Origin of the sequence: Mycobacterium sp. 29Ha (assembly GCF_032883055.1) — a bacterium.
Lineage (GTDB): Bacteria > Actinomycetota > Actinomycetes > Mycobacteriales > Mycobacteriaceae > Mycobacterium > Mycobacterium gallinarum.
The window spans coordinates 35560-56551 of sequence record NZ_JAMQTI010000035.1 but is presented as its reverse complement, the minus strand read 5'-3'; the positions used below and the strand labels follow the sequence as shown (position 1 = coordinate 56551).

The 20992-nt window shown below is 66.7% G+C and carries 18 protein-coding genes; 4 read left to right on the top strand and 14 right to left on the bottom strand.

Going from position 1 to position 20992, the window contains the following annotated elements; translation table 11 throughout:
• Positions 1 to 109: 109 nt before the first annotated feature.
• Positions 110 to 3391, bottom strand: a complete 3282-nt coding sequence (locus tag M1248_RS30465; protein WP_317150619.1) for a LuxR C-terminal-related transcriptional regulator — start codon at positions 3389 to 3391, stop codon at positions 110 to 112.
• Between the two features lie 127 nt (positions 3392 to 3518).
• On the opposite strand from M1248_RS30465, the gene M1248_RS30460 reads away from it, so the two are divergent.
• Positions 3519 to 4730: a cytochrome P450 gene (locus M1248_RS30460; protein ID WP_317150618.1), complete on the top strand. Its 1212-nt coding sequence runs from the start codon at positions 3519 to 3521 to the stop codon at positions 4728 to 4730.
• Here M1248_RS30460 and M1248_RS30455 read toward each other — a convergent pair.
• The gene (locus tag M1248_RS30455; protein WP_163729219.1) at positions 4714 to 6255 is read right to left on the bottom strand and encodes a phospholipase D family protein; all 1542 of its coding nucleotides are present in this window, start codon (positions 6253 to 6255) and stop codon (positions 4714 to 4716) included. The two genes, M1248_RS30460 and M1248_RS30455, sit on opposite strands and share 17 nt — an antisense overlap.
• A 155-nt stretch (positions 6256 to 6410) precedes the next feature.
• Between M1248_RS30455 and M1248_RS30450 the strand changes: the two genes are divergently transcribed.
• Together M1248_RS30450 and M1248_RS30445 are read left to right on the top strand one after the other, a co-directional pair.
• Complete coding sequence (locus M1248_RS30450; RefSeq protein WP_163729221.1) at positions 6411 to 7649, top strand: serine hydrolase domain-containing protein; 1239 nt, start codon at positions 6411 to 6413, stop codon at positions 7647 to 7649.
• Between the two features lie 8 nt (positions 7650 to 7657).
• Entirely contained in the window at positions 7658 to 8383 is a 726-nt protein-coding gene (locus M1248_RS30445) for a type 1 glutamine amidotransferase (protein ID WP_163729223.1), read from the top strand.
• Here M1248_RS30445 and M1248_RS30440 read toward each other — a convergent pair.
• Positions 8362 to 9708 (bottom strand): TIGR01777 family oxidoreductase, encoded by a 1347-nt coding sequence (locus M1248_RS30440; RefSeq protein WP_163729224.1) that lies wholly within the window; start codon positions 9706 to 9708, stop codon positions 8362 to 8364. The two genes, M1248_RS30445 and M1248_RS30440, sit on opposite strands and share 22 nt — an antisense overlap.
• Positions 9709 to 9790: 82 nt before the next feature.
• Between M1248_RS30440 and M1248_RS30435 the strand changes: the two genes are divergently transcribed.
• Positions 9791 to 10462 (top strand): phosphoribosyltransferase, encoded by a 672-nt coding sequence (locus M1248_RS30435; protein ID WP_163729226.1) that lies wholly within the window; start codon positions 9791 to 9793, stop codon positions 10460 to 10462.
• Between the two features lie 54 nt (positions 10463 to 10516).
• Here the strand turns inward: M1248_RS30435 and M1248_RS30430 are convergent, their stop codons facing one another.
• The 11 genes from M1248_RS30430 to ftsW form a co-directional block, all read right to left on the bottom strand.
• Positions 10517 to 10825: a DUF308 domain-containing protein gene (locus M1248_RS30430; RefSeq protein WP_163729227.1), complete on the bottom strand. Its 309-nt coding sequence runs from the start codon at positions 10823 to 10825 to the stop codon at positions 10517 to 10519.
• Positions 10826 to 10871: 46 nt separating this feature from the next.
• Entirely contained in the window at positions 10872 to 11687 is an 816-nt protein-coding gene (locus tag M1248_RS30425; RefSeq protein WP_163729229.1) for a DivIVA domain-containing protein, read from the bottom strand.
• A 262-nt stretch (positions 11688 to 11949) separates the two neighbouring features.
• Positions 11950 to 12240, bottom strand: coding sequence for a YggT family protein (locus M1248_RS30420; protein WP_083125548.1), 291 nt, complete (start codon positions 12238 to 12240; stop codon positions 11950 to 11952).
• Between the two features lie 159 nt (positions 12241 to 12399).
• On the bottom strand, positions 12400 to 13053 hold the full coding sequence (locus M1248_RS30415) for a cell division protein SepF (protein WP_317150617.1): 654 nt from the start codon (positions 13051 to 13053) through the stop codon (positions 12400 to 12402).
• Positions 13050 to 13862: a YggS family pyridoxal phosphate-dependent enzyme gene (locus tag M1248_RS30410; protein WP_317150616.1), complete on the bottom strand. Its 813-nt coding sequence runs from the start codon at positions 13860 to 13862 to the stop codon at positions 13050 to 13052. Before M1248_RS30410 ends, M1248_RS30415 begins: the two co-directional genes overlap by 4 nt.
• A gap of 5 nt (positions 13863 to 13867) precedes the next feature.
• A complete protein-coding gene (pgeF, locus tag M1248_RS30405; RefSeq protein WP_197905528.1) occupies positions 13868 to 14575 on the bottom strand; it encodes a peptidoglycan editing factor PgeF in 708 nt (235 codons plus the stop codon).
• Between the two features lie 55 nt (positions 14576 to 14630).
• The gene (gene ftsZ / locus M1248_RS30400; protein ID WP_163690324.1) at positions 14631 to 15764 is read right to left on the bottom strand and encodes a cell division protein FtsZ; all 1134 of its coding nucleotides are present in this window, start codon (positions 15762 to 15764) and stop codon (positions 14631 to 14633) included.
• 176 nt (positions 15765 to 15940) lie between these two features.
• Positions 15941 to 16885, bottom strand: a complete 945-nt coding sequence (locus tag M1248_RS30395) for a cell division protein FtsQ/DivIB (RefSeq protein WP_317150615.1) — start codon at positions 16883 to 16885, stop codon at positions 15941 to 15943.
• Positions 16882 to 18285: a UDP-N-acetylmuramate--L-alanine ligase gene (murC, locus tag M1248_RS30390; RefSeq protein WP_410506763.1), complete on the bottom strand. Its 1404-nt coding sequence runs from the start codon at positions 18283 to 18285 to the stop codon at positions 16882 to 16884. The genes M1248_RS30395 and murC overlap by 4 nt, the downstream gene beginning before the upstream one ends.
• 38 nt (positions 18286 to 18323) lie before the next feature.
• On the bottom strand, positions 18324 to 19436 hold the full coding sequence (murG, locus tag M1248_RS30385; protein ID WP_410506761.1) for an undecaprenyldiphospho-muramoylpentapeptide beta-N-acetylglucosaminyltransferase: 1113 nt from the start codon (positions 19434 to 19436) through the stop codon (positions 18324 to 18326).
• Positions 19433 to 20992, bottom strand: a complete 1560-nt coding sequence (ftsW, locus tag M1248_RS30380) for a putative lipid II flippase FtsW (protein WP_163729243.1) — start codon at positions 20990 to 20992, stop codon at positions 19433 to 19435. The genes murG and ftsW overlap by 4 nt, the downstream gene beginning before the upstream one ends.

The following is a 20992-nucleotide window of genomic DNA, read 5'->3' as shown; positions in this document are numbered from 1 at the left end:
AACATCAGCCGCGTATGCACAACGCGACCCTGCCAAGAAGTTTGAGTCAGTGGACCGACATGCCTTCGAACATACGTGCGACTATGCCATGTCCCAACGACAAGTCCCGTCAGCTCTGTCGCGCGGCCTCCTGCGCCAGCTGGACGCGCGACGTCAAGCCCAGCTTGGTATACACGTGCGTGAGATGCGTCTGCACCGTGCGAGGCGAGATGAAGAGGCGCGTCGCAATGTCCTTGTTGGCCAACCCCTCACTGACCAACCGCACCACGTCGAGCTCGGTCGGCGTCAGCGACGCCCACCCGCTGGACGGCCGCTTACGCGCCCCACGACCCCGCTGCGCATACGCGATCGCCTCGTCCGTCGACAACGCCGCACCCTCAGCCCACGCCGCATCGAAGTCCTCTTCCTCCAACATGTCCCGCAATGCCGAAATCCACGCACTGGAACGCGCGCGAACATCTGCGAACGGTACCGCTCCGGTCTTGGTGCGGAGGGTCTCGGCAACACCGAACAACCGGGCCGCCTCCTGCGGGCTGTCGCCGACCATCGCGAGATGGGCCAGATATTCGAACATCTCCGGAACATCCAGATACGAACTCACCGCCGTCGCCTCCGCGATGGCCGCATGGAGGTCGTCCTCGGCCTGTGCGTAGGCGCCGTCGACGACGGCAAGCCGGGCGCGCGCCGTCAGCGCCGCTGCGTGATGCCAACCTCTGCCCTTAGTGGCCGGTACCGCCTCTTCGGCGAGTCGACGCGCTCTGTCGTGGTCACCGCACAGTAGGGCGACGCGCGACTGCAACTCCATGTGCATCGCCGCCATCTCGGGCAACAGGCCCCATACCGGCGACGCCAGTTCCAGCGCATCCGCAGCCGGTCCACCGTCGCCTCTCGCGAAGGCGGCGAGCGCCAGACCGGTGAAACCGTGCGCGAGTTGCAGTCCCCCGATGTCATTGCCGATGTCGATCGCTCTTCTCGCCGCAGCTTCGGCGGCGTCAGTTTCCCCGAGATACGACAACGCGTAACCCATAGATCCGATGTTCATTTCGGCCCACAACTCGTCGTGCGCCGCCTCAGCTTCGTGGGCAGTCTGCGCGAATTGTGCTGTAGCCTCAACTAATTTGCCGCCCCACATCTTTGCGAGTCCGACAACCCAACGGCATTGGCGCGAGACGAAATTGTCGCCGATACCGTCGGCGAAATCGATTCCCTGACAGGCTATGGCGTTTGCTGTGGCGCAGTCGCCCATCATCATCGCGCCGTAGGCCTGCCAACCGAGGATCTGGCTGATTCGCCAGGTGTCGTCGGCCTCCCGCGCCAGTTCGAGGGCTTCGGCGAAGTACGACTTGGCGGCGATCGCGTTGTGTCCGTTGACGCAACCGATCGCAATCAGGGCGCGAATCAACAGTGTCGGATCCTCTGAACCACGCGCGATCTCCAACGCCGTCTCGGCCAGCGCCGTACTGTTGACACCGAGCCACGAATCGAGCATCGCCTTGTCGGCAAGGGCGCATGCATACTCCGCGGCTGCGATGTCCCCGGCCGCGTCACGGTCTGCAATCGCAATCTCCAGCCCCGCAAGGCCTTCCCGGATCCGACCCCGTGCCAGCCACAGCGCCTGCAGCGATGTGGCGAGCGAAAGTGCCTGGGCAACATCGGATTTCTCACGGCACCACTGGAAAGCGGCCCTCAGATTGTCGATCTCCAGTGCCGCCTGATCGAGATGGCGTTCGTGGCAGTCGCCGGCCGGGGTGTCGAGCCGTGCAGCCATCGCCGCGTAGTGATCGCGATGGCGAGTCCGCACCACGTCCGCCTCACCGGATTCCCCCAGCTTCTCGAGCGCGTACTGACGCACCGTTTCGAGCAGCCGGTACCTCGTTGGTTCCGTAGCGCTTTCAACCACCACCAGCGATTTGTCGACGAGCAGCGTGAGCTGGTCGAGCACCTGATAGCGCTCGACCTCGCCCCCGCCGCCCACGGCCTCAGCCGCGTCGAGGTCGAAACCTCCCATGAACGCGGCCAGCCGACGGAACAGGATCTGCTCGGGTTCGGTGAGGAGTGCGTGCGACCAGTCGACCGACGCCCGCAGCGTCTGCTGCCGTCGAACCGAGGTGCGGGCACCCCCGGTGAGCAACCGGAACCGGTCGTGCAGGCTGGTGAGCAGGTCGGTGATCGACAAGGCGCGTGCTCTCGCGGCGGCGAGTTCGATCGCCAGCGGCATACCGTCGAGCCGACGGCATATCTCGGCGACGGCCGATGCGTTCTCGTCGGTGATGCGGAAGTCGGACCTGACCTTGCGGGCACGTTCGGCGAACAACTCGACGGCGTCGGTCTCCACCGGTAACGACGGCACCCGCCACGTCAATTCGCCTGGCATACCTATCGGTTCGCGGCTCGTGCACAGCAGTGTCACCGCCGGGCAGCTGCCGAGCAGTTCCTCGATCAGGGCTGCGCACGGGTCCAACAGGTGCTCGCAGTTGTCGAGCACGATGAGCATCCGGTGGTCTCCGACGTGGCGCACCACGCTCTCGGTGGAGGAACTTCCCTGCTGGTCCGGCAGGCCCAGTGCGCGGGCCACGGTCACCGGCACGACGCCCGCGTTCGTGACCGGTGCCAGGTCCACATACCAGACACCACTTGCGAATTCGCCGGCGATCGACGCGGCTACCTCGACAGCAAGCCGCGTCTTCCCTGATCCGCCGGCGCCCGTCAGCGTCACCAATCGATTCTGCGAGAGAAGCTCTCGCACCTCTGCCATCTCCTCGGTTCGGCCGACGAAGCTCGACAGCTGAGCCGGAAGGTTCTGCGTCGCAGCGTTACCCACGACGCGGAGTGGCGGAAAGTCGTTGTGAATGTCTGGATGGCACAGTTGCACAACCCGTTCGGGACGCGGCAGGTCGCGCAACGGATGCGTGCCAAGGTCGGTCAGCCATGCCCCATCGGGCAGGTAGTCGATGACCACCGGCTCGGTAGCACCGGAGAGCACCGTCTGCCCGCCGTGCGCGAGATCGCGCAACCGCGCCGTCCGATTGATCGTCGGGCCGATGTAGTTACCCTCGTCGCGCAATTGGATCTCGCCCGTGTTGATGCCGATCCGCAGCCGGATCGGCGCCAGCGGGGCACGCTGCAGCGCCAGCGCGCACGCCACCGCATCACTTGCCCGCGCAAAGGCCAGCACGAAGCTGTCACCCTCACCCTGCTCTACCGGCCTGACCCCCTGGTGCGCCGCGACGAGCCCCGCCAGCGTCTCGTCCAGCCGCGCGATCGCCGCGCTCATTTCCGCGGGCTGGGTCTCCCACAGCCGCGTCGAGCCCTCGACGTCTGCCAGCAGCAGCGTCACCGTCCCCGTCGGCAGCTCGCTCACGCCCAGTTCGCTCCACTCAGTCGCGCTCATGCTAGCCAGCATGCAGCCCTGACGTGCGGCAATACATCAGCGAATACGCGTATATACGACCCACCCCGCTCCAGAAATACGACGTTCGGCCGATCTTCTCGGCGCCGCGAAACCAGATAGTCGAACCATGACCACAACGATCGCGACCGACCTGCCCACCATCGCCTACGAGCACGCCCAGAGCCCGGCGGAGGCGCACGATCTGATCCGCCAAGCCCGAGAGCAAGGGCCTGTCGCCATGGGGCCGCACGGACCCGAGGTGCTGTCCTACAACCTCGTCCGCACCGTTCTGCGGGACGACCGATTCGCCATGCCCAAGGGCTTGACCCTCGCGGCGCAGGGCATCACGGCCGGCGAGCTTTGGGACATCGCCGTCAAAGGACTGTTGAGCCTCGACGGCGCAGCACACCACCGGCAGCGGCGGCTGGTGTCGAAGGCGTTCACTCCAAGGGCCGCCGAACGGCTGCGGACCACCTGCACGGCCGTCATCGGCGACCTCGTCGACGCCCAGATCGATGCCGGCTCCTGCGATGCGGTGGCCGACATCGCCAGGCACTACCCCGTCCCGGTCATCTGCGCGATGCTCGGGACGCCATCGGCGGATTGGCACCTGTTCTCCGACTGGGCCGACGACGTCTTCAAGATCTTCGACTGGAATGTGGTGAACGACGAGGCCGTCATAGTGGCCGCATGGCACGGGTTGACGAACTATTTCGACGAGATGGTCACCGCGCGGCGCGACGCGCTGGGCGAGGACTTACTATCCGACCTGATCCGCGCGGAGTTCGATGGGGATCGGCTGGCACATGATGAGTTGTTGATGCTGGCCGCGACGTTGCTGATGGCCGGCACGGACACCACCCGCAATCAACTGGCCGCAACGTTGCAGGTCTTCTGTGAGCATCCCGACCAGTGGGTGCTGCTCGCCGAGCGTCCCGAGTTGGCGCCCAGGGCCGTCGAAGAGGCGATGCGCTTCTCCCCTGTCATCTTCTCGACGGTGCGCATCGCGGTCGACGATGTAGACCTCGGCGGTGTCCAGTTCCCCGCCGGCACGATGGTGATCGCCAATACCGCGGCGGCCAACCGCGATCCGAACGTCTACGAGGACCCCGACCGATTCGACATCACCCGCGAGAACGCCCAGGCCATGCTGACGTTCGGCGGCGGCATCCACTACTGCCTTGGCGCGCACCTCGCGAGAATCGAGCTCGCCGAAGCCCTGACGACAATGGTGCGTCGCATGCCCGATATGCGGATCGCCGGCGCCGTGCCGTGGAAATCGATCACGGGCATCAGTGGACCGGCCAGCCTGCCAATCGCCTTTACAGCCTGCCCCTGAGGCGATCGCGGTACGAACGTCCGTCCGGGTCATAGGTCAACCGGTAGACCGGTTCGGCCCACAGCCGGGTGAACAGGCTCGGCCGCTCCGCCTTGTGTGGCCGAAGGCGACCAGGCGGCCGTGGACCACGTCGACCGGAGGCGTGCCAGCGCTCCAATTCCTCTGCCGATTCGATGATTTCGCGCACCGCGGTGGCCGGTTCGGCCAGTCCGCGATCGTCGCTGCCGTCGTCGGCGCGGTCGAGGTGTTCGCGTAACAGCCGCAATCTCAGATCACGCGCGAAGTCGCCATCGGTGTCGAGGACGGCGCAGGTCAGCTCGCTGTCGTGCGTCCAAGACCGCCGATTGAGGTTGTCGCTGCCGACGCACGACCAGATGTCATCGATGACACACACTTTGGCGTGCACGTAGACCGGTGTGCCCTCAGGGTTCTCGACGTCGAAAATGTGCACCCGCTCCGGGCTGGCCGCGCGACATGTCTCGAGCGCCTGCCAGCGACCGATGAGGTTGGGCGGCAACTCGAGTCGTCCGTCGACGTCGGGATGGCGCGGGATGACGGCAACCAGATGTAGGTCCGGGTTCTCGTTCAGCGCCTGAGCGAAAAGTTTCGCCACCCGCTTCGACCACAGGTACTGGTCCTCGACGTAGATCAGCCGCTGGGCACGCGGCACCACCTTGTTGTATGCACGCGCAATGCTGCGCTCGCCGTTGGGCGCGAAGTCGTAAGCGAAGTGCGCATCAGGGTATGTGCGTAGCACCTGTATGGCGTGCGGCCCACACGGCGGCGGATCCGGCGGCTGGTCGGGCAGCGGATCCGCCTTCATATCGGCCCCGCCCAACTTGTCCCGCAGCCACGCCAGCGGATTGAGCATGTCCAGCGACGCTGGATCGTTCCAGCGCTCGCGGAAAGTCATGTCCAGGGCGCCCACGGCGGGGCCCTGCACCCGCAGTTGTACGTCATGCCACGGTGGATTCTCGCCGTACCGTTCGGCCATCTGCACCGCCTGCGGGTCGCCGCGGTGCGATGCATCGTCGCGGCGAGAGTGGCACAGGTCGATACCGCCGGCGAACGCGACGTCCCGCTCGGGCGCACCAGGATGCCTGATGACGACGAGCTTCTGATGGTGCGATCCGCCGATGCGCACGCGCTGGTCGAGCAACACCTCCCCGCCTGCGCGTTCGATCGCCTCGCCGAGGTGCCGGTTCTCCTCCTCGCTGTAGGCGAACTTGTCCAGATGGGATCGCCACACCAGACCCTTGACGACGACACCGCGTTCGGCGGCGCGACAGAACAATTCGCGGATGGTCGGACCGTCGTCGCGCATCTTCTGGTCCGGGTCGCCGCGCCAGTCGGTGAAAAACAGATGATCACCTGCGTTGAGCGCTTGCACTTCGGTGACAAGCTGGTCGAAATACGTCGCGCCGTGGATCAGTGGCTCCGCCCTGTTGCCTTCGCACCACGCGGGCAACTCGGAATCGGGGTTGCCGCGTTCGTCTGCGGTGAGGAACCAATCGGTGATGTTCATGGCCTGCGGCCCAGCAACCGGTCGGCATAGGCCAGACCGTCGGGATCGAAAATCACCCGGTAGGACGTGAGAAACCATTCGGCCAGCAGAGACACGCACCTGAATGCCCATTTTCGCGGTTATTTACGCACCCGAGGGTGTGCGAAGATCCGGGCATGCCCGTACTCCGGCGGCTACTGGTCGCACTGTGCGCAATTGCCCTGACCGCCGGGTGTACGCCCGGCGTGCTGCCGGACGAACCGCCCGCGACGAGCGCGAACACCGACAACGCCAAGGCCGACGCGGTGATGCGCGCCGTCCGCGACGCGATGGCCGATGAACACCTGAAGGCGGTCATCGTCCGGGTCACCGTCGACGGGCAAGAGGTCGTCACCGACGCCGTCGGCGAATCGATGACCGGCGTGCCCGCGGCCACCAACATGCACTTCCGCAATGGCGCGGTGGCCATCTCCTACGTCGCGACGCTGCTGCTCAAGCTCGTCGACGAACAGAAGGTCAGTCTCGACGACAAGCTGTCGAAGTTTCTGCCCGAGATTCCGCACGCCGACCGCGTCACGCTGGGTCAGCTGGCCCAGATGACATCGGGTTACGTCGATTACGTCATCGGCAACACCGCGATGAACGACGCGCTGTATGCCAATCCGTTCCGGCGCTGGACAGTTCACGATCTGCTGCAGTACGCGATCAAACAGCCGCTGCTCTACGAACCGGGAACCAACTGGAACTACGCGCACACCAACTACCTGCTCCTCGGCCTCGCACTGGAGAAGGCGACCGGTCAGGAGATGCCGAAGCTGTTGTCCGATAAGGTGCTTCGGCCACTCGGGTTGACCAACACAGTGAACTCGCTGACGCCGGAGATTCCGGCACCCGTGCTGCACGCGTTCAGCTCGGAACGTCGCGCGTTCCTCAAGATACCGTCGGGCTCACCGTTCTACGAGGAGAGCACCTTCTGGGATCCGTCATGGACCATCACCCACGGTGCGATTCAGACGACCGACATCTACGACATGGAGGCCACCGCAGCCGCAATCGGTTCCGGCCGGTTACTGTCCACGGAGTCCTACGAGAAGATGGTGTCCACCGACCTCCGCGGAAAGACCCGCAAACAGCCCGGGTGCACCACTTGTGACGAGATGACCGACGGCTACACGTACGGCCTCGGCATCGTCATCTCCGGCAACTGGCTGCTGCAGAATCCGCTGATGTCGGGGTACTCGGCGATCGAGGCTTACTTGCCATCACAGAAGATCGCCATTGCGGTCGCCGCGACATACCTTCCCGAAGCCTTCGACGACCAGGGCGACTACACCAACGCCGCTGACACCGTGTTCCGAAAGATCGGTGCGGTGCTGGCCCCCGACGACGCGCCACCGGTACGCGCGCCGAAATAAGGTGAGGTGTGGCTCCGAAAGTTCTGTTTCTCCGCAACGAGCACCTCGCGACCGAAGCGCTGCTCGGCGAGGCGTTCACCGAACAGGGATACGACGTCGAGGTGTTCGAGGTCGTCCCCGCCGCGCGCGTCGGCGATCCCGCCGTTGACGTGACGTTCCCCGACGCAGGCGGCTACGACGTCGTGGTACCGCTGGGTGCGCGATGGCCGGTGTACGACGACACGTTGCGCCGCACCTGGGTGGGCGCCGAGACGCAGTTGGTACGTGACGCCGCCGATGCGGGCGTGGCGCTGTTGGGCGTGTGCTTCGGCGGGCAGCTCCTGGCGCAGGCGTTCGGCGGTTCGGTGGCGCGGTCGACGGAGCCTGAGATCGGCTGGTACGACATCACCAGCGACAGTCCGGACCTCGTCCCCGGCGGACCGTGGTTCCAATGGCATTTCGACCGATGGACCCTGCCTCCCGGAGCCACCGAGATCGCCCGCACCGCCAATGCATCGCAGGCGTTCGTGCTCGGCCGTGCGCTCGCATTGCAGTTCCATCCGGAAGTCGACACGGAGCTGCTCGAGCGGTGGCTGGCCGACGATACCGACGGTGAGGTCGCGAGCATCGGACGCACGCACGATGAATTACGCTCCCGCACAACAGAACTTGCCGATGATGCATCGTCGCGGGTGCGCGATCTGGTGCGTGGCTTCGTGACTCACGTCGTTCGTCAGCCGTGTCCCAGTTCGTGAGCGAGCGCACCGTCGATGTGCGGGTGCCGGAATCGATGGCCCACCGCCTCCAGCTTGGTGGCAGCCACCCGCTGATCGGCTTCGGCGAGCTCTCGTGATCCCTGCTCCCCCAACAAGAGCCGAGGCGCCAGCGACGGCACGGGTAGCAGCGTCGGCCGGTGCAGTACCCGGCCGAGCGCCTTCGTGTAGTCGGCGTTACGCACCGGTGCGGGCGCGACGGCGTTGACCGGACCCGACAGCCGGGCGTCGTACAGCGCGCGGTAGTAGACGTCGAGTAGGTCGTCCAGCGCGATCCAGGACAGCCACTGACGTCCTCCGCCGACGCGGCCCCCGAGCCCGGCGGCGAACAACGGACGCAGCAGTCGTAGTGTTCCGCCGTTGGCCGACTGCACGATTCCGGTGCGCACATTGACGACCCGAAGTCCGGACTCGGCGGCGGGTGCGGTGGCGGCCTCCCAGTCCGCGACGACGTCGGCGAGAAAACCGTCGCCGCGCACGCTGTCCTCGCACAGGATGGCATCGCCGCGGTCGAATCCGTAGATGCCGACCGCCGAGGCGCTGACGAACGGCCCGCTGAAGTCACTGGCGGCGGCGAGTTCGGCCAGCCGGCGCGTCGGTCCGATCCTGCTGTCGCGGATCGCCTCTTTGTGCGCGGCCGTGAACCGGCCCGCGATCGACGCGCCGGCCAGATGCACCACGGCGTCAACGCCCGACAACAGGTCGGGGGCGGGATGATCGGGATCCCACTGCCGCTCGTCGGGCGATTGCGCCGCATGGCGCACCAAGCGGATCACCCGGTGCCCGCCGGTACTCAAGAACGCCGAAAGCGCGGTGCCGACCAGGCCCGTCGCACCGGTGAGTGCCACCACCATCGGGCGCAATCCCGCATCACGTGCGTCCCGGTGTGCGGCCAGATCGTCGGCGAGCTGCCGATGCCGATAGGCGAACATCGGTCGCAGCGCGGCCGCGGGTACCGGCGCGTCGATGCGGTCGTATACGCGCGTTCCCGAAGGCGCCTCGCCGAACTCGTGGGTGTGGGTCCAGTGTCCGACGATGCGCGGTGGCCAGGACCGGGGTCCGTCGGAGGAGAGCACGTCGACGAATCGGCGTCCGGGCTCGTACCTGTCGGGATCATGCTGCGCCACCCACCGCAACCCGCCCGGCAGCCCGAGGACCGCGCGGCCGTCAACCAGGGAGTCGGCCTCGCTCACCACCTTCATCGGCTGCCACGGCGGTACCAGCCGCCGCATCGCTCCGATTCGCGAGTGCCATTCGAAGACCTCTGCCAGCGGATGGTCGACGACGGTTTCCAACTCGATGCCCATATGTCGATATTCGTACCCGCAGCGCCGACGGATTGCCCCCGGTCTGGGTATCCAGGGTCGTAATCTGAAATTCGGAGATTCGATGAGCGGAGTCCGCCGGCTGACCCGCCGAGATGCGGGTCGTGTGTTCCGGGACCGCCGGGAGGCCGGCGACGTCCTGGCACGGGAGTTGGCGTCCTACCGCGACCGTTGCAACGTGCAGGTGCTGGGGCTGGCCCGGGGTGGTGTCCCGGTCGGCGCGCAGGTCGCCTGTGCTTTGCACGCACCGCTGGACGTGTTCCTGGTCCGTAAGCTCGGCGTCCCACAGTGGGACGAGCTCGCGATGGGAGCGCTGGCCTCCGGCGGTGGTGTGGTGATCAACGAAAGCCTGGTCCGCAGCCTCGGCATCAGTGAAGACCAAATACAGGCCGCGATCGAGCGCGAAACGGATGAACTACACCGGCGCGAACACGCCTATCGCGGTGACCGGCCACCGCTCGCGCTGGCCGGAAAGACGGTGATCCTGGTCGACGACGGGATCGCCACCGGAGCCAGCATGCTCGCCGCGGTGCGTGCGGTGCGAGCCGAGGCCCCCGCCGCAATCGTGGTCGCCGTGCCCGTCGGGCCGCAATCGACGTGCCGTGACCTCGCGGCCGAAGCCGAAGATGTGGTGTGCGCGATGACGCCGCCGGGATTCGAAGCCGTCGGCCAGGTGTACGAGGACTTCCACCAGGTCACCGACGATGAGGTACGCGAATTGCTGGCCCGCGGCTGAGCCGCGAATTCAACACCCGCGGCTGAGCCGCGAATTCAGTTCAGTCCCAACGATTTAGCGATTGCGGTCGTCGCCCGCGACGTCGTCGGCCTGCTCGACGACCGTCGTCTCCGCTTCGTAATCGGGCTCCGCGGCGGGATCCGCGGACTCCGGATATTCCTCGTCGAACTCCGCGACTTCGTCTCGCTCGACGGCACCGTCATCGTTTCGCGAGCGGTCCCGGATCGCATCCACGATCAGTAGCACCACGCCGATCACGCTGGCGGCGATGCACACCCATGCGATCAGCTCATTGCTGGTGACAACGGCGGTGACCAGCGCGGCCAGGCCGATGACTGCGAGCACGAGCGCAACGATCAACATGGATCAACCCTGGGTCGACGGGACACGGCCTGCGAAACGCCGATGACTAGTTGTTGCCGCGGTTGAACTGGTTGAAACTGCCGGAGTCGTTGTTGGCGCTGGAGTCCACCGGTGCGGCGGAGCCGCGCTGTCCGAGTTCCTCGAGCTGCGACTCCAGGTAGGTCTTGAGCCGGGTGCGGTATTCACGCTCGAACGTGCGTAGCTGTTCAAGGCGGCCTTCCAGCACGGTGCGCTGCTGGTTGATGGTCCCCATGATCTCGGAATGCTTGCGCTCGGCGTCGGCCTGCAGGGCGTCGGCCTTCTCCTGGGCCTGCCGCAGCTGGGTCTCGGACCGGGTCTGAGCGTCGGCGAGCAGGGCGTCGGCGCGTTGACGGGCCTCGGCGACGGTGGTCTCCGCGGTCTGGCGCGCCTCGCTGACCATGGCGTCTGCCTGGGCGCGGGCGTCGGCGAGCATCTTGTCGGACTCAGCCTGGGCGGAGCCCGTCAACCGGTCCGCGGTGTCCTGGGCCAGGGCCAGCACGCGAGCCGCTTTGATCGCCTGATCCTCGGTGGTCGACTGTTGGGCCGCGGGCGCCTCGTATACGGGCTGGGGGGCAGGCTCGGGTGCGGGCGCAGGTGTCGGAGCAGGCTCGTACTGCGGAATCGACTGCGTCGACTGGCCGCCACCGCCGCCACCGGACGCCAGCTCCTGGTCCAGCTCGGCGACTCGCTGACGCAAATCAGCGTTCTCCTCGATGAGGCGGGTCAGCTCGTTCTCAACCAGATCGAGGAACGCGTCGACCTCGTCCTCGTTGTAGCCGCGCTTGCCGATGGGTGGCTTGCTGAACGCGACGTTGTGAACGTCGGCTGGTGTGAGCGGCATTCTCTGCCCCCTTGAAGTCTGGACCGTAAACCGATCTCAAAGTGTAGAGCCTCGCTGGAACGTAACTGGCGTCCATCCTGTCACACCAGACCCGGCGGTTGCGGGAGAGCCCAATAATTAAGAGCGAATTTCAATGTTCCCGGCAAGTTCCCGCGCAAGTTCCCCGCCGACGATGTCGCGAATCGGTGAACGAATATCGACCTCGGCAAACCCCCGGATGACGGCCGTCGCTAACGCCAAATCCGCGGCGTGCCGACCGATCTCAGACCGCTGCGCCGAATGCCAGCTGCATGCCGATGAACGCCAGGAGCAGCAGCACCATGATCGACAGATCGAAGCGAACGGCGCCTATCGTGAGCTGCGGAATGATCCGGCGCAACAGCTTCACGGGCGGATCGGTCACGGTCATGATCAGCTCCAGGATCACCACCGTCACCCCCTTGGGCTGCCAGTCCCGGGAAAACGAACGAATGAACTCCACGACGACCCGGGCGATCAGCAGCAGCCAGAACACGAACAGGGCGAAGCCCAGGATCGAGAAGAATTGCGACAACGGAGCCGACCTCACTACAGGTGTGACATTCGATACAGGCACAAGGCCGCGCACGCCTGAAGCCGGAGCGCTCGCGCGACGCCGCCAGCCTACCTGGCACGTTCGGTGACGGCGTCGGCGACGATGGCCCCAAACCGCTCAGGACCTACTGATCGGCAGCTACTGATAGGCGTAGAAGCCGGCTTCAGCGATACGGCGCCGCTGCTCGGCCGTGACGTCCACATCGGCGGGCGACAGCAGGAAGACCTTGGTCGCGACCTTGTCAAATGAACCGCGCAGTGCGAATGCCAGCCCGGCCGCGAAGTCGACCAGCCGCTTGGCGTCGGCGTTGTCCATGGTCACGAGGTCCATGATCACCGGGGTCCCGTCGCGGAACCGCTCACCGATGGTGCGGGCCTCGCCGTAGTCCTTGGGCCGCAACGTGGTGATCTTCGACATCGGGCTGCCCGCCTCGAACAGCTCGGCCATCCGGCGCGGATCCATCGCGAGTGCACCGCGGGTGGAACCGCGCAACGCGCCCAGCCGGGAGGATGCGCGCTCGAAGTCGCGCGTGCCGCGCATCCTCGGCTCGAATCGATCTTCGTCACGGAACCCACCGCGATACCCACCGGGTGCGTCGTCGTACTCGTCGTAGCCGCCGCGACCGGGACCGTAGCCCTCAGCCTCGAAGCGGTCGTCGAACCGGTCCTCACGCGAACGGCGTGAGTATCCACCGCGCGAGGTGCCGCGGTCGTCGTCTTCGTAGTACTCGTCGTCATAGTCGTCCATAGGGGCCATCCCGAAGTAGGCCTTGACCTTGTGGAGTGTGCTCATCGCTCGACCCTTCTGATGACTTCCGACTCTGGTGTCTGTGATGAAGATGTGACTGGAGTGACTACTTCAGGTGACGTTAGAGGACGAGGCCCCATTAGCGCGGTACCGACACGCACACACGTCGAGCCGTGTTGAACCGCCGCCTCGAGGTCGCCGGACATCCCCGCTGACAGTTCTAGGCGCTGCGGATAGTCGCGCTGTACCCGCGCGAGCTCGGATTGCAGGCGGCCGAACGCCTGGTCCGGGTCCGATCCCAACGGCGGAATCGCCATCAGCCCAACGAACTCCAGGCCCTCGCCAGCCTCGGCCGCGGCGCAGACCTCGTCGACCAACGCCGGGTGCTCGACGTCCACGCCGCCGCGCTCGGTGTCGCCGTCGAGGCTTATCTGTATGTAGACGCGAAGCGGCGCGGCGCGCTCACCGTCGGCCAACGCCCGCGCCGCGGCGCGGTTCAATGCGTCGACGACGCGCACATTGTCGACCGAGTGCGCGGCATACGCCCAGGACGCGATCGACCGCGCCTTATTGCGCTGGATACGTCCGACCATGTGCCAGCGAATGGGTGCGCCGCCCACACTATTGGCGACTTCGGCCGCTTTATTCGCCGCTTCCTGTTCGCGCGATTCGCCAAATGCCTCGCACCCTAAATGGTGCAGAATTGTTACATCGGCGGCCGGAAAGAATTTGGTGATGGGCAGCAATTCAATTTCGTCGGAATTGCGGCCGGCCGCCTCGGCCGCCGCGGTGAGCCGGGCTCGTACGGCGGCCAGCGCGTCGGCAAGCTCCTGTTCGCGAGTGGCTGCCGTCATCAGCGTCACTCCATCCACACCAGAGACGCCAAGCGTCCCGTCGGTGCATCGCGCCGATGGCTGAACAGGTTGCGGTCCTCCACCGTGCAGCGCGGGTCCACGTCGATGGATCTAATGCCCAAATCCGTTAGCTGCCGGGCAATTCCGGCCCGCAAGTCAAGCCCCGGGGTATTTCTGGTCGTCGTCGTGCGGCTGCCGGGAAGCGTCATCTCGACCTCAGCGGCCATCGCCTCGGGGACCTCATAGTTGCGTCCGCTGATCGACGGGCCGAGCAGTACCGAGATGTCCTCGACGTGCGCACCCACGTCGAGCATCGCCTCGACCGTGCGCGCCACGATGCCGTTCTGCGCCCCCACGCGTCCCGCGTGCGCGCCGGCCACGACTCCGGCGCGCGCATCCCCTAATAAAACCGGAACACAATCGGCGGTTACCACGGCCAAAGCCAAACGCGCCCTGGTGGTAACCAACGCATCGGTTTTGTCTACCGGCTCGGTCTGGTGTTCGTCGACCACGACCACGCGATCACTGTGCACCTGGTTCATCCACACGACACCGTCGTCGCCCAGCCCGATCGCCGCAGCGAGCCGCTTGCGGTTGGCGGCCACCGCGGCCTGGTCGTCGCCGACATGGTCGCCGAGATTGAAGGTGTCGAACGGCGGCGCGGAGACACCACCGGCGCGCGTCGTTGTCACGCGCCGAATACGAACCGTCACGTTTCCCAGTATCGCGGCGATGAGGCTCTCGGACGAAGAGCGGAGAGCACGGGAATCAGTGGCGCATGAACGGCGGCACGTCGACGTCATCGTCGTCGTCCCCGCCGATGCTGACCGTCGCACCGTTGGTGTGCACCGGCACACTGACGGCGTCGGCGGGCTCGAACAGCTGTGATGTCACCTTGCCCGCGGCCGCAGGTGCGATGGCCTGTCCGGCACCCACCACCGGCTTGCGTCCCGGCCCCGCGGAATCGAAGCCGGCCGCGATCACCGTGACCCGGACCTCGTCGCCCAGCGAGTCGTCGATGACGGTGCCGAAGATGATGTTCGCTTCCGCGTGCGCCGCTTCCTGAACCAGCGACGCCGCCTCGTTGATCTCGAAGAGTCCGAGGTCGCTGCCGCCGGCCACCGACAACAGCACACCCTGAGCGCCCTCCATGGACGCCTCGAGCAGCGGCGAATTGATCGCGATTTCCGCTGCCTTGAGCGCCCGGCCGTCGCCGCGGGCCGAGCCGATACCCATCAATGCGGTGCCGGCGCCGCTCATCACGCCCTTGACGTCGGCGAAGTCGACGTTGATCAGACCAGGCGTGGTGATCAGGTCGGTGATGCCCTGCACACCGTTGAGGAGTACCTCGTCGGCGCTGCGGAACGCGTCCATCAAGGACACCGCGGCATCACCCATCTGCAGCAGTCGGTCGTTGGGGATCACGATGAGGGTGTCGCAGCTCTCCCGCAAAGCGGTGATGCCGGTCTCGGCTTGATTGCTGCGGCGCTTGCCCTCGAAGGAGAACGGTCGCGTCACCACACCGACGGTCAGCGCACCGAGCTTGCGCGCGATGGTCGCCACGACGGGCGCGCCACCGGTACCGGTGCCGCCACCTTCGCCTGCGGTGACGAACACCATGTCGGCACCGCGCAGCAGTTCCTCGATGTCGTCCTTGGCGTCCTCGGCCGCCTTGCGCCCGACCTCGGGGTCAGCACCGGCGCCGAGCCCGCGGGTGGAGTCGCGGCCCACGTCGAGCTTGACGTCGGCATCGCTCATCAACAGAGCTTGCGCGTCGGTGTTGATGGCGATGAACTCAACGCCCTTAAGGCCCTGCTCGATCATCCGGTTGACGGCGTTGACGCCGCCGCCGCCGATGCCGACGACCTTGATCACGGCGAGGTAGTTATGCGGGGGGGTCATCGGATCGCCCTTTCCTCCCAGGTTGGCTGTCGACACGCGGATCACCTCGGCAAACTCTCAACCTCAACCAGAGGGTTATAGTTATGTCAAGTTGGTCCGTGCAACCAGAACGGTAGGGCGCGGTCGCGGACGATCCGTGCAGGCGCGCCGACGCGCACGCAAAGATTTCTGCGCAATTACTTGACGGTCGGCAGATCCGGACTGGAGACGTCGTAGGTCTTGCCCGGCTGGGTGAGCAGCGCGCCGAGCTTGAGCGCCTTCTCCTCCGTGCGATCGGTCGTCCCCCAGATCACCTGGCGTCCATCGGTGAGCTGCAGGGTGATGGCCGCGACCGAGGGGGCGTCGACACGGGCAACCTGGGCGGCGACCTCTGGTCGCAGCGACGTCATCACCTCGAGCGCGGCCTTCGTGGGGGCGTCGTTGGGTCCGGGATTCTTCGTATCGAGGTACGGCACGCCCGGCGGCGGCACCCCAATCGCGAAGTCCACGCCGTCGCGGTCGAAGAGGTGCGGTCCGTCCGGATAGTCCTTGACCACCACCGGTTCACGCTCGACGATGGTCACCCGTAGCGTCGAGGGATACTCCCGCTGCACCCGCACGGTCGCGACGCGCCGGATCCCGGCGATCCGCTCGGCGACCGTGTCGGTGTCGACCTGTAACAACGGCGTCCCCGGCGCGACGCCCGCTGCGGTGGTCACTTCCTCCTGCGTCACCGAACCCAGTCCGACGACGACGACGTTGCGGGCGGACATCACCGGCGTGAAGTACAGCAGGAGGCCGAGTCCGACGACGATCACGCTGATCAACGCCGACCACATCAGAACCTTCAGACCCCGAACCGCGCCGCGCCCAACCTTTTTCGTGCTGACGATCCCGGTGGCGCGCCGCTTGGCCTCGCGACGCGCCTCTTCGATGGCGGTGGCGCGGGCCTGGGCCGCGCGTCGTTCTTCGCGTTCCCGTCGTGCGCGGCGACGCGGTCCCTCGAAATCGGTTTCCTGCGGCTCGGCGTCGGGTTCCGCCGGCGCGTCCCCCTCGACGGCTTCGGCCTCGGCCGGCGCCTCGCTCGTTTCGGCCTCGGCGGTCGGCTCGGTGGCTTTCGACGGTTCGGTGGGTTCGGTCATCTAACCGGTCCGCCGGGTGCACCGCGGTTGGCCTTGGCCCGCAGCGCCGCAAGGATTTCCGTGCCGAGCATCGTGACGTCGCCCGCCCCCATGGTTGTGATGACGTCACCGGGGCGAACCGCTTCGGCGACCCGTTCGGCGACGGCCGAGAAGTCCGGAATGTAGGTGACCGGAACGGTGACGTGTTCGGCCACGCTCGCACCGCTGATACCCGGTATGGGCTGTTCGCGTGCCGCGTAGACGTCGAGCACGAAAACCTGGTCGGCGGTGTTCAGCGCCTGCCCGAACTCCCGCGCGAAAGCCTCTGTCCGCGAATACAAATGGGGCTGGAAGACCACAACCGAGCGGCCTGTCCCCGCCACTGTCCGCAATGTGCTCAGGTTGGCGTTCACCTCAGTCGGATGGTGCGCGTAGTCGTCGAAGACACGCACGCCGTTGACGGTGCCGACCAACTCCAGACGGCGGCGCACACCTTCGAAGCCGGCCAATCCGTCCAGCACGGCGTCGACGGGCGCCCCGACGTTCACGGCCGCGATCAGCGCGGCCAGCGCATTGAGCGCCATATGTCGGCCCGGCACCGCCAGCCGCAGCACCCACGGCTCCGGGTCGCCGGCCAGCTTGATGTGTGCGACGGCGCCGGTGTCGTGTTGTTCCCAGCTCAGCAGCGCGGCGTCGGTCGCCACGGCTGGATCGCTGCCGTAGCGCAACACCCGGATGCCGAGGGCCGCCGTGCGTTCGGCGAGCGCGGCGGCACCTGGGTCGTCGACGCACACCACAAGTGCACCACCGGGTTTGATGCGTTCGACGAAGTCGTCGAAGACGGCGCGGTAGGCCTCCACACTGCCGTAGAAATCGAGGTGGTCGGCGTCGATGTTGGTGACCACCGCGATGTCGGGGCTGTACTCCAGCAGCGAGCCGTCGCTCTCGTCGGCCTCCGCGACGAAGTAGTCGCCGCTGCCGTGGTGGGCGTTGGTGCCGGCCTCGCCGAGGTCGCCGCCGACCGCGAAGGACGGGTCGAACCCGCAATGCTGCAGGGCGACGATCAGCATCGACGTGGTCGTCGTCTTGCCGTGGGTGCCGGTCACCATCAGGGTGGCGTCACCGGCCATGAGCTTGGCCAGCACGACGGGCCGCAGGATCACCGGGATGCCGCGGCGGCGGGCCTCGACCAGTTCTGGGTTCGTCTTGGGAATCGCGGCATGCGTGGTGACGACAGCCGTCGGTCCGCCCGGCAGCAGGTCGAGGGAGGATTCGTCGTGCCCGATGCGAATCGACGCCCCGCGGGCCTGCAGCGCCACCACGCCACGCGATTCCTTGGCATCCGAGCCGGACACCATGCCGCCGCGGTCCAGCAGAATGCGGGCAATACCCGACATACCGGCTCCGCCGATGCCGACCATGTGCACCCGCTGCAACTCCTCCGGGAGCGACTTCGCGTTCACCGCACACTCTTTCGGTCGGATCCACGGGCGATGTCGAGAGCCACCTCGGCAACCTTTTGCGCGGCGTCGCGGTGTCCGGCCAACGCGGCGGCCGCCGTCATCGCCTGCAATCGGCCTGTCTGGGTGAACAATCCGACGACCGTCTCGGCGACGAATTGCGGTGACAGATCCGCATCGTCGACGACGAGGCCGCCACCGGCGTTGACGACGGGCAGCGCGTTGAGTCGCTGCTCCCCGTTGCCGATCGGAAGCGGCACATACACCGCGGGCAGTCCGACGGCCGTCACCTCGGCCACCGTCATCGCCCCCGACCGGCAGACCGCGAGGTCGGCCGCGGCGTAGGCGAGGTCCATCCGGTCGAGGTACGGAACGGCGACATACGGCGGATCACCGTCCGCCGGCTCGCGCAAGTCGAGGGTGTTCTTGGGGCCGTGGGCGTGTAGCACCGAGATGCCCGACGCCGCAAGATCTTTGGCGGCCGCGGAGATTGCGCGGTTGAGCGACTGTGCACCCTGTGAACCGCCGAAGACCAACAGCACCTTGGCGTCGGCGTCGAACCCGAAGTGGGCGCGCGCCTCGGCACGCAACGCCATGCGGTCCAGCGACGTGATCGCCGCACGCACCGGCACCCCGACGACCTCCACGTCGCGGAGACCGGGATCCGGCACCGCTGACAGCACCCGTCGCGCGAACCGGGCACCCACCCGGTTCGCCCAACCCGCACTGGCGTTGGCCTCGTGGACCACGACCGGCACCCGCCGGCGGGCGGCCAGATACGCGGGCAGCGCGACGTAGCCACCGAATCCGATCACAACGTCGGCGTCGACATCGGCGAGCACGGCGCGGGTCTGTCGCACCGCCTTCCGTATCCGCCAGGGCAGCCGGGCCAGGTCGGCGGATGGCTTGCGCGGAAGCGGGACCGGCGTGATCAATTCCAGGTCATATCCGCGTTCGGGCACCAACCGGGTCTCCAGACCGCGTTCGGTGCCCAGCGCGGTGATCCGCACGTCGGGATCGATCGCTCGCAGCGCGTCTGCCACTGCCATCGCCGGTTCGACATGGCCCGCGGTACCACCGCCCGCGAGTACCACTGAAACCGTACTTTTCACCCGTAATGCTGACCTTCCAATGTGCGAACCCGTCGGCCTTTGCGATCTCGGCCGTCTCCATGATGCCTTGGGGCTCGCACGGCCCGAGCAGCCGTGGGGGTTTGGCGCCGGTTCTCGCCGGCGGGCTTGCGGGCTCTGCTGGTAGCGGGCTTGGAGGCTTTGGCCGCCTTCGCGCCCCCCGCTCGAGTCGCAGGACGCGGCCGTGCGTCCTTCTTGGGTCCCTTCGATTTCGATCCGCGCGTGCGCATCCGGTCGCGCAGCGCCTCGGTGCGGCTGGGCACGTACGGCTGCGGCAGCGGCAGCCGTAGCAGTCGGTTGACCCGATCGTCACGCCCCGCGCGCAGTGCGGCGACAGCTTCGGGTTCGTGTCTCGCCGCATTCGCCATGACGCCGACCATCAACAGCGTTGTGGCCGTTGACGTTCCGCCAGCAGAGATCAGCGGGAGCTGCAGCCCGGTCACCGGCAGCAGGCCCACCACGTAGCCGACATTGATGAAGACCTGACCCATCACCCACAGCGTCGCGGTGGCGGTCAGCAGCCGCAGGAACGGATCGGCCGAGCGCCGCGCGATCCGCATCCCGGTATAGGCGAACAAACCGAACAGGCAGAGCAGACCCGCCGCCCCGACGAAGCCGAGTTCCTCTCCGATGATGGCGAAGATGAAGTCGTTGTGGGCGTTGGGCAGATAGTTCCACTTGGCGGTGCCCTGCCCCAGTCCGTCGCCGAAGAAACCGCCGTTGGCCAGCGCGAAGCGGGCCTGACGGGCCTGGTAGCCGGACCCTTGGGAGTCGGCGCCGGGATTCAGCCATGACATCACGCGGTCGGAGCGGTAGCCCTCGGCCATGGCCAGCGCGGCCGCGGACAGGATGACCGCGAGCAGCGACGACAGGAAGACCCGCAGCGGCAGACCGGCGTACCAGAGCAGACCGAGCAGGATGATGCCCAGCGACACCGTCTGCCCGAGGTCGGGCTGGGCGACGATGAGCGCCAGCGCGATCACCGCGGCCGGCACCAGCGGGATCAACATCTCGCGTAGCGAGGCTCGATCCATCCGACGGGTGGCCAGTAGGTGCGCACCCCAGATCAGGAACGCGATCTTCGCCAGTTCCGACGGCTGCATGGAAAAGCCCGCAACGACGAACCAGCCTCGAGAACCGTTGGCCACCTTGCCGATTCCCGGGATCAGCACCAACACCAACAGCACGACAGAGATGGCGAAACCGCTGAACGCCAGGCTGCGCATCAGGTGGATCGGTACCCGCATCGCGACGTAGAACGCGAACAGGCCGACCACGGTCCACAGCACCTGCCGGGCGAACACCATCCACGGTGACCCGTCGGTGTCGTAGGAGTACACGCCCGAGGCGGACAGGACCATCGTCAGGCCGAGGATCACCAGCAGCGTCGCGACGGCGATGATCAGGTGGAACGACGTCATCGGCCTGCCGAGCCAGGCGCCGAACCGGGTGCGGGGAGCGGGCTCCGCCGACACGGCGTCGGCCGGCTGGTCGTCACCCGTCCTGCGGAGCCGCAATCGGGTCAGGATGTTGCTCAT

Coding starts and splice junctions, on each gene's coding strand:
- M1248_RS30425 (WP_163729229.1), bottom strand. CDS start 11,687: ATGCCGCTCACACCAGCCGACGTTCACAACGTCGCGTTCAGCAAGCCA.
- M1248_RS30415 (WP_317150617.1), bottom strand. CDS start 13,053: ATGAGCACACTCCACAAGGTCAAGGCCTACTTCGGGATGGCCCCTATG.
- M1248_RS30395 (WP_317150615.1), bottom strand. CDS start 16,885: ATGACCGAACCCACCGAACCGTCGAAAGCCACCGAGCCGACCGCCGAG.
- M1248_RS30455 (WP_163729219.1), bottom strand. CDS start 6,255: ATGAACATCACCGATTGGTTCCTCACCGCAGACGAACGCGGCAACCCC.
- M1248_RS30460 (WP_317150618.1), top strand. CDS start 3,519: ATGACCACAACGATCGCGACCGACCTGCCCACCATCGCCTACGAGCAC.
- ftsW (WP_163729243.1), bottom strand. CDS start 20,992: ATGAGCAACATCCTGACCCGATTGCGGCTCCGCAGGACGGGTGACGAC.
- M1248_RS30435 (WP_163729226.1), top strand. CDS start 9,791: ATGAGCGGAGTCCGCCGGCTGACCCGCCGAGATGCGGGTCGTGTGTTC.
- M1248_RS30410 (WP_317150616.1), bottom strand. CDS start 13,862: ATGACGGCAGCCACTCGCGAACAGGAGCTTGCCGACGCGCTGGCCGCC.
- M1248_RS30430 (WP_163729227.1), bottom strand. CDS start 10,825: ATGTTGATCGTTGCGCTCGTGCTCGCAGTCATCGGCCTGGCCGCGCTG.
- M1248_RS30440 (WP_163729224.1), bottom strand. CDS start 9,708: ATGGGCATCGAGTTGGAAACCGTCGTCGACCATCCGCTGGCAGAGGTC.
- murC (WP_410506763.1), bottom strand. CDS start 18,285: ATGGTCGGCATCGGCGGAGCCGGTATGTCGGGTATTGCCCGCATTCTG.
- M1248_RS30465 (WP_317150619.1), bottom strand. CDS start 3,391: ATGAGCGCGACTGAGTGGAGCGAACTGGGCGTGAGCGAGCTGCCGACG.
- ftsZ (WP_163690324.1), bottom strand. CDS start 15,764: ATGACCCCCCCGCATAACTACCTCGCCGTGATCAAGGTCGTCGGCATC.
- M1248_RS30450 (WP_163729221.1), top strand. CDS start 6,411: ATGCCCGTACTCCGGCGGCTACTGGTCGCACTGTGCGCAATTGCCCTG.